Below are 14,383 nucleotides of genomic sequence, written 5' to 3' on the forward strand. Positions count from 1 at the left end.
CTCTGCCAAATGAATAATAACGGGCATATACTAAAGTGGAACAATACAATTCTATAACGCAAAAACGTGACAGAAATAAACGCAATTAGCTCTCTAAAAAAGCCTGCGCAATAAAATCAACCCGAAGACACAATATAAGCTCACAAGTGACAGCATTTAGCGCATTAAATTACCTGTGTTCTGGCTTATACTTTTCGCACCAAAAATTTAAGTTCAGGTTTTTCTTTCCTGCCCGATATAATAAGGCCAGCTGTTATGCCCTTCTTGCACCGCCTCTTAATGACCTGCCCTGCGCTGTTGCTCTGCGGTCTGCTATGTTTTATCGCCCCCTTTCAGGTGCAGGCAGAGCAAACCTCTTTAGAAAGCCAGATTGCTGCCCTGCTGAATAACGGACAAAATGCGGCCATTACCCGCAGCGTCAGGATACTGACGCCGCCCCAGCAGCTTGCCGGGTTGTGTGCGGCCCCGCAGCTTTCTGTCAGCGGTAATGACTCACGTATAACCGGCAACCGCAGCGTGATAGCCCAGTGCGGCCAGCAGAAAAAATTCATCCAGGTAAACATTCAGGCTGAGGGGAGCTGGTGGACAGCGAGCCGGGCTATCAAAGCCGGCAGCCTGATTCAGGCCGGGGATATTACGGCCCAGAGCGGCACAATGGCGCGCTTGCCGCCGGGTGTGCTGCTTCGCAAGGATGAGATCGTAGGCCAGGTTACCACCCGCGCAATCAATACAGGCCAGCCCATAGTCGCAAGCCATCTGCGCAAGCGCTGGAAGGTCTCCGCCGGGCAAGAGGTGGATGTGTTCGCCGCTGGCGAAGGTTTTCAAATTCGTACCCGCGGCAAAGCGCTCGACAACGCGGCGCTGGATGAAACGCTACGTGTAAAAACGGCTTCTGGGCAAATAGTCAGCGGAAAAGTGACGTCAGCAGGTAAAGTGCACATTTTCATTAAAGAATAGCTTTAGTTTTTTTTGCATTCACCGATTTATATTTTTGTAGCCTGACCCCGAAACACAACCTATTGGAGAGGATGATTATGAGCATAGACCGAGCACAACCACTTACAACCGGCAATGCTCAGCATGACTTAGCGATACGCTCAAAACCTCCGAGCGTAAGTCAGACCTCCGCAGCCAGCAATGAAATAGCAGGTACTCAGGTTAGCTTAAGTAAACTGACACAAACCGTGCAGACCGACACGACCCGCGACATTAATATGGAGCGTTTAGCCAACATCAGGGCCGCTATGGAAGCCGGCGAACTGCATATTGATACCGATAAAATAGCGCATGCCTTAGTCCAGGATATGCTTCATTTCTCTTAAAATGATGTTTCGAATACAACAATGGAAAACTTACAAGTAATTTTATTAAAAATGCATGATTCCATGATGGAACTGGAAGCGATCCTTACGGAAGAGATGAATCAATTAAGCCGTGCGCAGATTAATCCGGTGTCGCTGCAGATTATTTCGGATACTAAAAGCCGCCTGCTTTCAACGATTGGTTATTATGACGAAATGCGTACCCAGGAAGAGCATCGTCTTAACCTGGCGGCGCCTTATAAAGATCATGTCCCCTTTGCCACGCAGTGGAGAAACATCAGCGAGCATGTAAAGATCTCCAACGGGCTGAATAAACAGATCGCCAGGCTGCTTGAGATGCATATGGAAAAAGCTAACAATGTAAAAAATATAGTTAATGAGGTTGATAGCAGAGTCTCTACCTACAGCGTCGACGGGATCTCTCGTCAGGCCACCTCAGGTAAAATTTACAACATTAGTATTTAACCAGGTGCCTGTTGCCTTTTTTCGATAAAGGCACTCAAGCTTCCTTTTTTAAGGGAGCTTTTTTTTCACCTCGCGCAACGTTATGCCTGAGGGGAACGAAGGCCAATGCATAATTACCACAAATCCCCTCCCCTGTTAGTACCCGCTGAACAAACGCCTTAATAACCTGCACTTTCGCTTGCTTCTCACCCCATGCTTTAAGACTTTTTAATTCTCAAAGCCGTTAAAATAGCCAGCAGAAAACGAGTCGCTAAATAACTCATACAGATAAAGGTTAAATAATTGTCAAAAATACTATTGCGCAGTGGCTATTTAGATAATTTTCTGCCGCTGGGAGAGAACGGGCAGCGCATATTTGATTCTGCTCGACAAATCCGGGAAACGTTGCGGTTGAGAAAGCAGTCGATGCTGGCGGATTGCCTGGCTATCCCCCAGCTTAACGACGGCGGCGATAAAGTTGACTGGTACGCGCCGCAGGCGGGTAAGGCGATCCCCTGGGCGAGCGCGGAAGAAAAGCTCCGCCTGCAGGCGCTGCGCTATCTGGATAACTGCCTGCAGACCGCCTCGCAGCTTAGCGAACGCAGCCTGAGATCGCCAAAATATGCCGAACAGCGCTTCGGCAGCCTGCTGCAGCACGCGTTTCGTTTTCCCGACGACCGGCACGTCTATCTGGTTGATGAAAAGCCCGTGCTGACCTTCTGGGGATTTATCGAGCTTAATACAACGGCCGGGGAAGCCCCGCTGGCATGCCTCTATGATAGCCTGAAGCCTGAGCTGCTGCCCTTTCCCGAGGAAGCGCCGCCGGTTGTGGAGTCCCTCCCTGTAAACGACGTGGTTATTGAGGATCCCGAACCGCTCATTGTCACCCTGAGTAAATCCGCAGCGGCCCCGGCCCCGTCGCTGCCGCCCAGCGCTGCGCCTCAAGAGCCTTTGCCTGCGCCACGGCAAAACGTCTGGCTGAAAATCATGTGGCCTGTCCTCAGCATCGCCCTCTTTATTGCGCTGCTTCTGGCCTGGCCCTGGCTTTACCCGCTGGTTCATCCGCAAGCTGTTGAACCCCCCACCGTTAAGATGCCGGAGGCTGAGCCCCGGGCTGCGGCAAAAGCCGTTACCCGGCAGGTTTTTAACAGCCCGCTGCCCTTGCAGCACGCCACGTTAACGCCTCAGGCCGTTGAAGAACCGAAGCCTGCTGCGCCGCCGCCGAAGAACGCGCTGGTGCTGCCTGCCAAAGCGGTAAAAGCCGGCACCACGAAGTTTCTGGATGGTCACTGGCGCGTGAGTTTTAGTGCCAGCGACGAGATGACGGATATGCCCGTGGGAATGCGCATCCGCATTAGCGACAATGTCGGCCAGGTGCGTCTGGTCTATGGCGATAGCCTTGTCTGCCGGGCCGGGATGCACTCCGGGCTGATGCAGTCCGGCAATCTGGTGATTAAGCCCCTGCTGAAAGTGAAAGCGAAATGTGCTGACGGCAGCCGTTATGCGGTGCCGGAGATTATCTGCTCGCAGGGGCTGACGGGGGCGGCCCAGTGCAACGCCCGTTTTGAGAATGACGTCACGGTACCTGTAACCGTAACCAGAGTGGGTGCGTAATTCTTATCGACGCTAAGCGCCCGTGCAGTGCTGATAAAAAACAGTGGCGGGCAGCTTCACCTCTCGGGCTGATACCACAAGGATTGCCCCGCTCATCTGTTTAAATCAGCTCAGCGACGGGCGCGGGCAGTGCGGGCATCTTTATGACTGGCTGGCTGCGCGTTATGCCAGCATTCAGAAGGCAGTGCCGCCTGTCAGCGGGGAGCAAAGCTTTACTCTGGGACAAAGGCAGGCTGGCTAAAGGCAGGACTTCCGATAAGGCAAAGCGCAAAAAAATCCGCAAACGCGGACGTTTCCGGATTTCTCTTTTTCTCAGCTTCGGACAGATATACGCCAGGATTTGCTGGCGCTATTCACTCTGGTATGGGCTCATGGGCTGAAAGTAAAAGACCACCTCCTCAGGAGGTGGTCCAGGGATGACAGTAAAAGGGCTTGCGCCCTTTTTTTCTGCCGTTTACATCAGAAGGTTTCCCAGTTTTCATTGGCATCTGCTTTCGCAGGACGGCTTGCCGTTACGACAGGTTTCTTCGCCTTAGGTTTAACCGTCGCTGCCCTGGCTTGCTTCTCGACAACGTCGCTTTGATTAAGACGGAACACGGCAACCGCCTCGGTCAGGCCCCTTGCCTGGGCTTCAAGCGCTGTGGCAGCGGCAGCGGATTCTTCCACCAGGGTGGCGTTCTGCTGGGTTACCCGGTCCATCTCAGACACCGCCACACCAATCTGATCGATTCCGCGGCTCTGCTCATCGGACGCCGAGGCGATTTCGCTCATGATGTCAGTTACGGAGGTGATGCTCCTGACGATCTCGCCCATGGTTTCACCCGCGCTTTCCACCAGCGCTGAACCCGTACCAACTTTGCTGACGGAATCATCGATCAGCATTTTGATTTCTCTGGCCGCCTGGGCGCTGCGCTGGGCAAGGTTACGTACCTCGCTGGCCACCACGGCAAAGCCACGACCCTGTTCACCGGCTCGTGCCGCTTCCACCGCGGCGTTCAGCGCCAGGATGTTGGTCTGGAAGGCGATGCCGTCAATCACGCTGGTGATATCGGCAATTTTCTGCGAGCTGGTGGCGATATCGCTCATGGTATGCACAACATTGTCCACCACTTTACCGCCACGCTGCGCGGTTTCTGAAGCATTCTGGGCAAGCTGGCTCGCCTGAGAAGCGTTTTCCGCATTCTGCTTAACGGTGGCGGTAAGCTGCTCCATGCTCGCGGCAGTCTCTTCAAGAGAAGCGGCCTGCTGTTCGGTACGGGATGAGAGATCGTTATTCCCTGCGGATATTTCGCTGGCTCCCGTGAATATTGCATCGGCACTGATGCGAACGTTGCCAACGGTATTTGTCAGTTCACGTTGCATATGGCGCAGCGTATCGGCAAGCTGGCCCATCTCATTGGAGCTGTGGACTTCAATGTTATGCAACAAATCACCATCTGCGATATGACGAATACCGTCTATGATTTTATGCATTGGCGCGATGAGCGCGGCTTTCATACCTCGCCAGATGATTAAATTGACGCATAAAACAAGCGCCAGGATGCTGAATAATACTGTAGTCGACGTCGAAAAGGCTTTATTGGTATCGCTTACCACTATCGAATAACTATTGCCGATACTTTCCCGATACGCTGTAAACCGCGCTTCGAGGTTATCCATATAAGCTTGCATATGGTGTTTCTTTGCGGCAGCTAAATCGTTCGCCTGCAAAGCAGCGATAGTCTCTGTCATCCCCTGGTAGGCCTGCAGATAATCGCGTTTGAGATCTTCCGCTGGAAAATCTGTGAGCAGATGCGGTAAATTGTCAAACTCATTCCAGTATTTATCGGCTGCTTTCAGGCTGTTAGAAGCTAAATCAAGCCTTTTGCGCGTATCTTCCTGTATGACATCAGTACCTACTCTGGCCTCGAAAACAGCTCTGGCAGTCGATATGTCGTTTTGAGCCTGCAACAGGGATATAAATGCATCGTTAACGGCAGCACGGCGCATACGAAGAATCTCCAGCATTTCAAGATTCTCTTTATCTTGCTTTAACGCAGTATAAGATAGCCCGCTGGAAACTAGTTGTAATATACAGAGCAAGACTAAAACAACAGACAGTCCCGTGATAATTTTAATATTTTTAAGCATGAAGTTCCTCTTAATTCCTTCCATTTTGGGTATTACTAAAACTATCGGCTGAAAAGAGAAAAACTTTTGAAAAAAAGAGGCTGTTTCAATTAATTTATTTCGATCCGCAAATTAAACGTCAGTCCGACATAAAAAATGGGACAACCATTGTAATATAACCAATTGAAATATAATAAATTTATCTTGAATAAGCCTCATGAAAATCCTAATTAATAGGGTGCTAATCAACCCGGTGATTGTTATTACTCCGGTCATATCGACAAGTCTTTCAACCGTTCTTGATATTTCAATCCCATGTCTAGCGCGCAAAAATGCACGCTAATTCAGCAAATGAAAATAGAGTTAGCCGACGCCTTATCCAAATGCGAAAAATTACCAGATCGCTGGCCAACGGACACGGTTATTACTTACCAATGCCAGAAAGATTCACATACCATAATAATATTTTATTCGCGATAACCAGACGCCGTTTATGCAGTACTTCAATTGACCGATAAGATAACAAAATTATAATTTATTGCGTTTCACATTGAAAAGTTAGCAATTGTCTACCAGTATAGATCCTTTGAATTTTATATGGATATTTTTAATATGATAAAAAATATACGACCGCTGGGATTAAGTCGGTGAAGCGGATACGCCTGCTCTGCTGGGCGGCATCACCTGAAAGAACCGGTGAGCCTGTTGCAGACAAAGGACGCGCAATAGCGCCGTCATATTTTGCAAGTTATCTTTTTCAGCACGCGCATTAAATCGCAGAAAAACCGCAGTTTGATACGATTATTCAGGCCGCCGCTCGTGATGTGTGGAAATTCAAATAACCAGTTCATTAAAAAGCTCGCTAAAAAGGGCTCTTTTTGTGCTTTAACCCTGACATAGAGCAATTAAAGCAGCCGAACAGAACACCCGTATTCGGTCGGCCACAAAAAAAGATCCTCATCCCTATTATGCCTTTTCTTTATTAACCGATTTATAACTTGAATATAACCCCCCTGAGATAGTTAACATGATGAATCGCATTAAAATTGTGAATGGTTTGCTTGGCGTACTGATCCTCTTCTGTATTTTGCAGGTGACTTCGTTAAGCTTTCTGTTCCCCATGATCAGTACCGGCGTGGACGATACGGTTAAACAGCATGAAACAACCCTGCAGCGTAACGATCTGGTGCTTGCCAAATCCTACTTACAGGCAGCACGCGTGCATCTCGTAAGAGCTAACCTTGCCGAATACCTTGAGGACCTGACGACCGAGGAAGGAGGTAACTCGCTGGCAAAAGAGCAGGCGTTTATCACCGAGTCTCTCAGAAATGCCCGGCAGGCCTGGGCTGAGTATTTAAAATGGCCGCCGATAGATAACGAACTCGAGTCAATAATTAAAGAGTCTTATGAGGACTACTATAACGGATTAAATGAGGTTGCCACACTCCTTGCCAACAAGGAGAACAAGGCCGCTTATAAAGTTAATCTTCAGGTTTATCAGGATAAATTTGATAAAGTTTTCAGTCAGATCTCGGGAAAACTCTCTGCCTATAATGAAAGCAAAGTTGCACAAAGCAAACATGCTTACAACGTTGCTATATGGGTAACCGCCAGTTTAGTGGCCGCCCTTATACTGTTGATGGTCGTGATATGGTTTGGGATCCGCTCTATTCTGCTTGAGCCATTGCGCAAAATTATGGACGCTATCCGCCATATCGCCAGCGGCAATTTAGTTCACAAAATTGAAGTGCAGGGTACCAACGAGATGGGTCACCTGGCCGATTCATTACGTAATATGCAAATAGAGCTCATCAATACCGTGGAAGATATCCGTGCCGGCGCGGATGCGATCTTTACCGGCGCCAGCGAGATATCGGCAGGGAATAACGATCTCTCATCGCGTACGGAGCAGCAGGCCGCCTCCCTTGAGGAGACAGCGGCCAGCATGGAAGAAATTACCGCTACCGTGAAGCAAAACTCGGATAATGCCCTGCAGGCAAGCAAGCTGGCTGCCAGCGCCTCTAAAACGGCCCAGCGGGGCGGCAAGGTAGTGGATAACGTCGTGCACACTATGAATGATATCGCCACCAGCTCGCAGAAGATTGCCGATATCACCAGCGTTATCGACGGCATCGCCTTCCAGACCAATATCCTGGCGCTGAACGCCGCGGTGGAAGCCGCGCGGGCCGGCGAGCAGGGACGCGGGTTCGCCGTTGTCGCAAGCGAAGTGCGCAACCTTGCCCAGCGCAGCGCCCAGGCCGCCAGAGAAATCAAAATGCTGATTGACGACTCGGTCAGCAAGGTGGAGGTCGGATCGGCGCTGGTCGAAAGCGCGGGTGAAACCATGGGCGAGATCGTCAGGAGCATCACCTCCGTGACGGATATCATGAGCGAGATCGCCTCGGCGTCCGATGAGCAGAGCCGCGGAATCGATCAGATAGGTATCGCGGTCTCCGAGATGGACACGGTTACCCAGCAGAACGCCAGCCTGGTGGAAGAGTCCGCCGCCGCTGCCGCCGCGCTGGAAGCGCAGTCGAGAAGCCTGACGCGCGCCGTTGCGGTGTTTAATACTAATCACCAGGAAGCGGCAGCCTGAAATAACTGCGGCGTTCAGAGCATGAACGCCGGTTAACCAAGGGGCCAGAGCGCCCCTTATCTTTTATCGACGCTAAGTCTGAAGCACAGCAATATCCTTCCTGAAATATTAAACGTTAATATTGCATAATCGCAGCATCATTATAGGTGTATTTACCAGGTGCACAGCAGGAAAGCCTATTTAAATACCACATTAATGGCGGCTAGCTTTTTCTGCCAAGCGGCGCGACGCTACAGAAGAGCCGTAATAGCGCTGGTTGTAGAAATAACCTCTCGCGATCTTAGAACCTGCCGGTCTTTCACTCGTCTGCGACTTATTTTTCCTTAAAAAATTAACCTTCCTCATTCGCTTATAAGCAGGAAAAAAACCCTCCTTTTCGTGCATTACGCCTGACATATTGCCTTTAATTTAGCTAATCGATCGGAAAAAACGATCGATTGAGGGAAAATAATTCACGCAGCCTATTATGTTTTTCATCTATTCACCGATTTATTACCTATATAACTACACGGAGAATAACAAATGATAAATCGTATAAAAATTGTTAATGGATTAATCGCCGTACTGGTGCTCTTTTTTACCCTACAAATTTTTTCTCTTAGTTTTCTTTTTCCGATTATTAGCCATGATGTTAAAGATTTTGCCATGCAAAATGACATCACCGGGCAGCGCAACGATCTGGTTACCGCCAAGTCCTACCTGCAGGAAGCCCGGGTTCACCTGCTCAGAACGAATCTTGCAAATTATCTGGAAGATCCCTCTACCCCGGAAGGACGTCAGGCTATAGAAACAGAAAGGGAGCAAATTAAGCTCTTTTTGAACCATGCGCAGGAAGCATGGGTTGAATATTTAAAGTGGCCGCCCCTCGACCTTGAACTCGAAGAGATGATTAAAGCTAACTATACGGCTTTTTATAACGAGTTAACGAAGGTTGCCAGGTATCTTGACGAAAATGATAATAAAGCCGCCTATACGGTTAATCTTCAGATTCACCAGGACAAATTTGATGATACCTTTCATCAGATTGCCAATAAGCTATCCGACTATAACAAAAATAAAGTCGCCGACAGCGCACGCTCCTATAATTTGGCGCTGTGGGTGACCGCCGGCCTGCTGGCTATTCTTATCGTGATCGTTGTCATCTCCTGGTTCGGTATTCGTGCCATTCTCCTTGAGCCTTTACGTAAGGTTCTTGAGAGCATCCGCCATATTGCCAGCGGCAATTTAGTTCACAAGATTGATGTGCAGGGTACCAACGAGATGGGGCAGCTGGCTGAAACACTACGCAGCATGCAGGTAGAATTAACCAATACGGTGGAAGATATCCGTGCCGGCGCGGATGCGATCTTTACCGGCGCCAGCGAGATATCGGCCGGTAATAACGATCTCTCATCGCGTACGGAGCAGCAGGCCGCCTCCCTTGAGGAGACAGCGGCCAGCATGGAAGAAATTACCGCCACCGTGAAGCAAAACTCGGATAATGCCTCCCAGGCGAGCCAGCTTGCCCAGAATGCTTCAGAAACCGCGCAGCGTGGCGGTAAAGTGGTGGACAACGTTGTGCATACCATGAGCGATATCGCCACCAGCTCGCAGAAAATTGCCGATATCACCAGCGTGATTGACGGCATCGCCTTCCAGACCAACATCCTGGCGCTGAACGCCGCGGTAGAAGCGGCACGAGCCGGTGAACAGGGTCGTGGCTTTGCCGTGGTGGCCAGCGAGGTACGTAACCTTGCCCAGCGCAGCGCCCAGGCCGCCAGAGAAATCAAAATGCTGATTGACGACTCGGTCAGCAAGGTGGAGGTCGGATCGGCGCTGGTCGAAAGCGCGGGTCAAACCATGGGCGAGATCGTCAGCGCCATCACCTCCGTGACGGATATCATGAGCGAGATCGCCTCGGCGTCCGATGAGCAGAGCCGTGGGATCGATCAGGTGGGCCAGGCGGTGTCTGAAATGGACCGGGTCACCCAGCAGAACGCCACCCTGGTGGAAGAGTCCGCCGCTGCCGCCGCCACGCTTGAAGCCCAGGCGAGGAGTCTGACTCACGTCGTTGCGGTGTTTAATACTAATCATCAGGAAGCGGCTGCCTGAAGCGCCGGGCGTTCAGCGTCTGAACGCGGATAAACGATGGGGGGCTCTGGTCCCCCTTTTCTTTGACTGACGCCTGATGCGATGAAACGCCGGCGAGGATGCGGTAAAAATTGTATACCGGGCCAGCATAAATAAGCTGCGCCGCACCGCTTCAGGATCGTGCAGGCGCATTCAGAAACTGTCAGTAATGCCCCCTAATTCAGGGTAACGCCCTCCCGAGCGCTAAATTCGTAGCGGCCATAAAGTGAAGCAGCTATAAATTCTGCCAGTGCCCTTCCTCTTCCCGGTTTAACAGCCCGCCGGGGACGGGGCGCGGCGATGCAGACAGCCTGTATTCATCTTCTTCGCCCAGCCGTAAATTGCTGGTCCTTTGCTGCAGTTCAGATACCTGTTGATTGAGCACTTCAGAAGAGCCTGCCAGCTCTTCCACAACGGCAACGTTGCTCTGGGTGGCTTTTTCCAGTTCGGATAAGGCCCGCGTGATTTGCTCAATGCCCTTTTCCTGCTCGTTAGTCGCCACAAAAATATGCCCCATCAGCGTATCGATAGATTCCGAGCCGGAGACGATATCCCGCATATTTTTTTCCGCCTCTGAAACCAGCGAGACGCCCTGCATCACGTTTTCATTGGTTAAGTCGATCAGCGACTTAATGTTTTTCGCCGACGCCGAACTTTTATGCGCCAGGTTTCTGACCTCGCCGGCCACCACGGCAAAACCCTTTCCGTTCTCTCCTGCTCTCGCCGCTTCAACGGCGGCGTTAAGCGCGAGGATATTGGTCTGGAAGGCGATGCTGTCAATGATGCTGATGATTTCCGTCATTTTATGGGCGCTGTCGGTGATGGAGGTCATATTAGTGGTCAGCTTTTGCATCAGGTCGCTGCCGTGATTGGCGGAGCTGTGGGCTCCGCTGGTGATGCTGCTCAGCTGGCGCGTGCTTTCCGCATTATTCCTGGTGCCCGCGGAGATCTGCTCCATACTGGAGGCGGTTTGCATCAGCATGGCCGACTGCTGCTCGGTCTTTGCCGACAGGGTGGCGCTCTGCCGCGCAAGCGTTTCGGCTATGCTGCTGGCCGACCGGGAAGACTTTCTGATATCCATAACCAGCGTGGTGATTTCGGTAGAAAGCGTGTTGATCCCCGGAATTAAGCGGCCGGCGCAGTTATTGCCAAACTCGGGGATATGCACCGATAAGTTACCGGCATTTATCTCATCAATATTGCATTTGACCTGGTTGATGGGCCTGACAAGATATATCGTCATGTAGCACCATAAAAATCCGAGCACAGCAATCCAGGCGCTGTTTAGCATCAGCATGATTTTAAAGTCTGCGGATAAAAGTAAGGCTAACAGATCGACTACCGCAAAAGACAACAGCAGAAAAATAGCGATGACGCTCCTGACGCTGGCATTTTTAAACATTGTTAAAACCTGTAACTTCTCACTGGGCATATATTATTTATTATCGATTTTCCCAGGAAAGCTATACCTTCGCGAAGATCGAAGCTATATATCGCAATAAGGCAACTAAAAGGTTTTTCACCCGGCGATAACTTTAGCCCGGCTGAACGATATAATATGTTTTTAGCTTTATTTAACTATTATGTGTGAAGCAGATCATAAAAATTAGACGCGATACTAAAGATTTCAAATTGGGCAGAAAAGCGGATTTTATTATGGCGGGGAACTAAAAAACATCTGGAGCGGGTGAAGGGAATCGAACCCTCGTATGCAGCTTGGGAAGCTGCCGTTCTACCATTGAACTACACCCGCTTTTGCGAAGCCCCGGTATTATAACGCTCCGGGGAGGGGTGACAAGAGGGAATCATGCTAAGTGTTGGTATTTTAAACGCTTACTTACAGGATGGGTTGCTGCCCTGCGGCGGCAAATAACGCTGCGGATCCAGTGCCGTTGCGCGGTACCGGATCTGGAAATGCAGATTTACCGAATCAGCGCCGCTGCTGCCCATAGTGGCGATTTTCTGCCCTGCGCGCACCTTTTGTCCGTTATTCACAAGCGTGGTGTCGTTATGGGCGTAGGCGGTGATGTAATCTTCGCGGTGTTTAATCATCACCAGGTTGCCGTAGCCCCTTAGCTGATTGCCAACATAAACCACCGTGCCTGGCGCAGATGCATAGATCGGCTGCCCGCGCGAGCCGGCAATATCGATCCCTTTGTTTCCACCCTCGCTGCTGGAGAAAGGCACGATAATTTTGCCGCTGGTTGGCCAGCGCCAGCACCCCGATCCCACCGGAGGAGCTGCAACTTTTGCAAGGCTTGCGCTGCTGCCGGAGGCGGAAGAACGGGATTTTGTGGTTTTCGCGACGGCTGTTTTTTTCCTGGCGGAGCTAACGCTGCGTTTTACGCGGATTTTTTGGCCAATTTCAAGCGTGTAAGGCGCGGAAATACCGTTGAGTCGCGCCAGTTCGCCGACGCTTGAGCCGGTCATGCGCGAGATGCGATAAAGCGTATCGCCCCGTTTAACGGTGTAGACCGATCCGCTGTAGCTGCCCGCTTTAGACGTGCTGGCTTTGTTGGATGAGCAAGCGGTAAGTAACAGGCCCAGAAGCAGGACGATGACATTACGTTTCCACTTACCGACGGTGCTTTCCTTGCGCAAACCAGGCCTCTGACAATAACTTAAAAGAGATGTTCCTCCCCGAAGAGAGGAACAAAAGCGGCTTACTTAACCGGACGCAGCGCAGGGAACAGGATAACGTCGCGGATGGTGTGACTGTTGGTGAACAGCATAACCATACGGTCGATACCAATGCCCAGACCGGCCGTAGGCGGCAGGCCGTGCTCAAGCGCAGTAACGTAATCTTCATCGAAGAACATCGCTTCGTCGTCGCCTGCATCTTTTGCAGAAACCTGGTCAGCAAAGCGCTGCGCCTGGTCTTCCGCATCATTCAGCTCCGAGAAGCCGTTACCGATTTCACGGCCGCCGATAAAGAACTCGAAGCGATCGGTGATCTCGGGGTTTTCGTCATTACGACGCGCCAGCGGGGAGACTTCTGCCGGGTATTCAGTGATAAAGGTCGGCTGAATCAGGTGGCTTTCCGCCACCTCTTCGAAGATCTCGGTCACTACGCGGCCCAGGCCCCAGCTCTTCTCAACTTTGATGCCGATGGAAGCCGCGATTTCCAGCGCTTTGCCCATATCATCCAGATCCGCAATGTCTGTTTCCGGACGGTATTTTTTGATAGCTTCGCGCATGGTGAGTTTTGCGAACGGCTGGTCGAAATCAAAAATCTCTTCGCCGTACTGCACCTGCGCGGTACCCAGCACTTCATGCGCAAGCGTACGGAACAGGGATTCGGTCAGCTCAATCAGATCTTTGTAATCCGCATATGCCATATAGAGTTCCATCATGGTGAACTCTGGGTTGTGACGCGGAGAAATACCTTCGTTACGGAAGTTACGGTTAATTTCGAACACGCGCTCGAAGCCGCCCACTACCAGGCGCTTCAGATAGAGCTCTGGCGCGATACGCAGGTACATGTCGATGTCCAGCGCATTGTGGTGGGTGATGAACGGACGTGCCGCAGCGCCGCCGGGAATCACCTGCATCATCGGCGTTTCGACTTCCATAAAGCCGCGGCCAACCATGAAGTTACGAATGCCGGACATAATCTGCGAACGCACTTTAAAGGTGTTACGGGATTCGTCGTTGGAGATCAGATCCAGGTAACGCTGGCGATAGCGTGCTTCCTGATCCTGCAGGCCGTGGAATTTATCCGGCAGAGGACGCAGGGCTTTGGTCAGCAGCCGCAGCTCGGTACAGTGAATGGACAGCTCGCCGGTTTTAGTTTTAAACAGCTTGCCGCGCGCGCCGAGGATATCGCCGAGATCCCATTTTTTGAACTGCTCGTTGTAGATGCCTTCTGGCAAGTCGTCACGGGCGACGTACAGCTGAATACGGCCGCCAACGTCCTGCAGCGTCACGAAAGACGCTTTACCCATGATGCGACGGGTCATCATGCGGCCGGCAACGGTCACTTCGATGTTAAGATCTTCGAGCTCTTCGTTTTCTTTACCGTCAAAGTCTGCGTGCAGAAGGTCAGAGGTATGTTGACGACGGAAGTCGTTCGGGAAGGCGATGCCCTGCTCGCGCAGGCCAGCCAGCTTCTCACGGCGGGTTTTGAGTTCATTATTAAGATCGACTGCCGCTTCGGTGCCCTGTGCTTGTTGTTCAGACATGTTGGTTC

General features: G+C 51.2%; 9 protein-coding genes, 1 tRNA gene and 2 pseudogenes. 7 read left to right on the forward strand and 5 right to left on the reverse strand.

Annotated features, from left to right (window positions below; translation table 11 throughout):
• Window positions 1-255 precede the first annotated feature (255 nt).
• From flgA to WLO31_RS16715, 4 genes are all read left to right on the forward strand, one after another.
• Window positions 256-957 (forward strand): flagellar basal body P-ring formation chaperone FlgA, encoded by a 702-nt coding sequence (gene flgA, locus WLO31_RS16700; RefSeq protein ID WP_435927749.1) that lies wholly within the window; start codon window positions 256-258, stop codon window positions 955-957.
• A gap of 77 nt (window positions 958-1,034) precedes the next feature.
• A complete protein-coding gene (gene flgM / locus WLO31_RS16705; RefSeq protein WP_435927750.1) occupies window positions 1,035-1,322 on the forward strand; it encodes a flagellar biosynthesis anti-sigma factor FlgM in 288 nt (95 codons plus the stop codon).
• Window positions 1,323-1,343: 21 nt separating this feature from the next.
• Window positions 1,344-1,787 carry a flagella synthesis protein FlgN gene (locus tag WLO31_RS16710; RefSeq protein ID WP_435927751.1) on the forward strand — a complete coding sequence of 148 codons (444 nt, stop codon included), beginning with the start codon at window positions 1,344-1,346 and terminating at the stop codon, window positions 1,785-1,787.
• A 297-nt stretch (window positions 1,788-2,084) separates the two neighbouring features.
• A complete protein-coding gene (locus WLO31_RS16715; protein WP_435930647.1) occupies window positions 2,085-3,380 on the forward strand; it encodes an SrfA family protein in 1,296 nt (431 codons plus the stop codon).
• Window positions 3,381-3,839: 459 nt separating this feature from the next.
• Here WLO31_RS16715 and WLO31_RS16720 read toward each other — a convergent pair whose 3' ends face one another.
• Window positions 3,840-5,510, reverse strand: coding sequence for a methyl-accepting chemotaxis protein (locus tag WLO31_RS16720; protein ID WP_435927752.1), 1,671 nt, complete (start codon window positions 5,508-5,510; stop codon window positions 3,840-3,842).
• Window positions 5,511-6,516: 1,006 nt separating this feature from the next.
• On the opposite strand from WLO31_RS16720, the gene WLO31_RS16725 reads away from it, so the two are divergent.
• From WLO31_RS16725 to WLO31_RS16735, 3 genes and pseudogenes are all read left to right on the forward strand, one after another.
• Window positions 6,517-8,085, forward strand: a complete 1,569-nt coding sequence (locus tag WLO31_RS16725) for a methyl-accepting chemotaxis protein (RefSeq protein ID WP_435927753.1) — start codon at window positions 6,517-6,519, stop codon at window positions 8,083-8,085.
• 522 nt (window positions 8,086-8,607) lie between these two features.
• A pseudogene (locus tag WLO31_RS16730) lies at window positions 8,608-9,105 on the forward strand (Tar ligand binding domain-containing protein); the annotation flags it as partial.
• Window positions 9,106-9,228: 123 nt separating this feature from the next.
• Window positions 9,229-10,164 (forward strand): annotated as a pseudogene (locus WLO31_RS16735) (methyl-accepting chemotaxis protein); the annotation flags it as partial.
• Between the two features lie 265 nt (window positions 10,165-10,429).
• Here the strand turns inward: WLO31_RS16735 and WLO31_RS16740 are convergent.
• From WLO31_RS16740 to lysS, 4 genes are all read right to left on the reverse strand, one after another.
• On the reverse strand, window positions 10,430-11,596 hold the full coding sequence (locus tag WLO31_RS16740) for a methyl-accepting chemotaxis protein (protein ID WP_435927754.1): 1,167 nt from the start codon (window positions 11,594-11,596) through the stop codon (window positions 10,430-10,432).
• A gap of 277 nt (window positions 11,597-11,873) precedes the next feature.
• Window positions 11,874-11,947, reverse strand: a tRNA-Gly gene (locus WLO31_RS16745).
• 80 nt (window positions 11,948-12,027) lie between these two features.
• Window positions 12,028-12,795: an amidase activator ActS gene (actS, locus tag WLO31_RS16750; RefSeq protein ID WP_435927755.1), complete on the reverse strand. Its 768-nt coding sequence runs from the start codon at window positions 12,793-12,795 to the stop codon at window positions 12,028-12,030.
• Window positions 12,796-12,857: 62 nt separating this feature from the next.
• Window positions 12,858-14,375, reverse strand: a complete 1,518-nt coding sequence (gene lysS / locus WLO31_RS16755) for a lysine--tRNA ligase (protein ID WP_435927756.1) — start codon at window positions 14,373-14,375, stop codon at window positions 12,858-12,860.
• Between the last annotated feature and the right edge of the window lie 8 nt (window positions 14,376-14,383).

The sequence above is a fragment of the Dryocola sharpae genome (assembly GCF_051307055.1).
Taxonomy (GTDB): Bacteria; Pseudomonadota; Gammaproteobacteria; order Enterobacterales; family Enterobacteriaceae; genus Dryocola.

Bases quoted from the DNA above. Each gene is read 5' to 3' on its own strand.
- WLO31_RS16710 (WP_435927751.1), top strand. From the start codon at position 1,344: ATGGAAAACTTACAAGTAATTTTATTAAAAATGCATGATTCCATGATG.
- flgA (WP_435927749.1), top strand. From the start codon at position 256: ATGCCCTTCTTGCACCGCCTCTTAATGACCTGCCCTGCGCTGTTGCTC.
- WLO31_RS16725 (WP_435927753.1), top strand. From the start codon at position 6,517: ATGATGAATCGCATTAAAATTGTGAATGGTTTGCTTGGCGTACTGATC.
- flgM (WP_435927750.1), top strand. From the start codon at position 1,035: ATGAGCATAGACCGAGCACAACCACTTACAACCGGCAATGCTCAGCAT.
- lysS (WP_435927756.1), bottom strand. From the start codon at position 14,375: ATGTCTGAACAACAAGCACAGGGCACCGAAGCGGCAGTCGATCTTAAT.
- WLO31_RS16720 (WP_435927752.1), bottom strand. From the start codon at position 5,510: ATGCTTAAAAATATTAAAATTATCACGGGACTGTCTGTTGTTTTAGTC.
- WLO31_RS16740 (WP_435927754.1), bottom strand. From the start codon at position 11,596: ATGTTTAAAAATGCCAGCGTCAGGAGCGTCATCGCTATTTTTCTGCTG.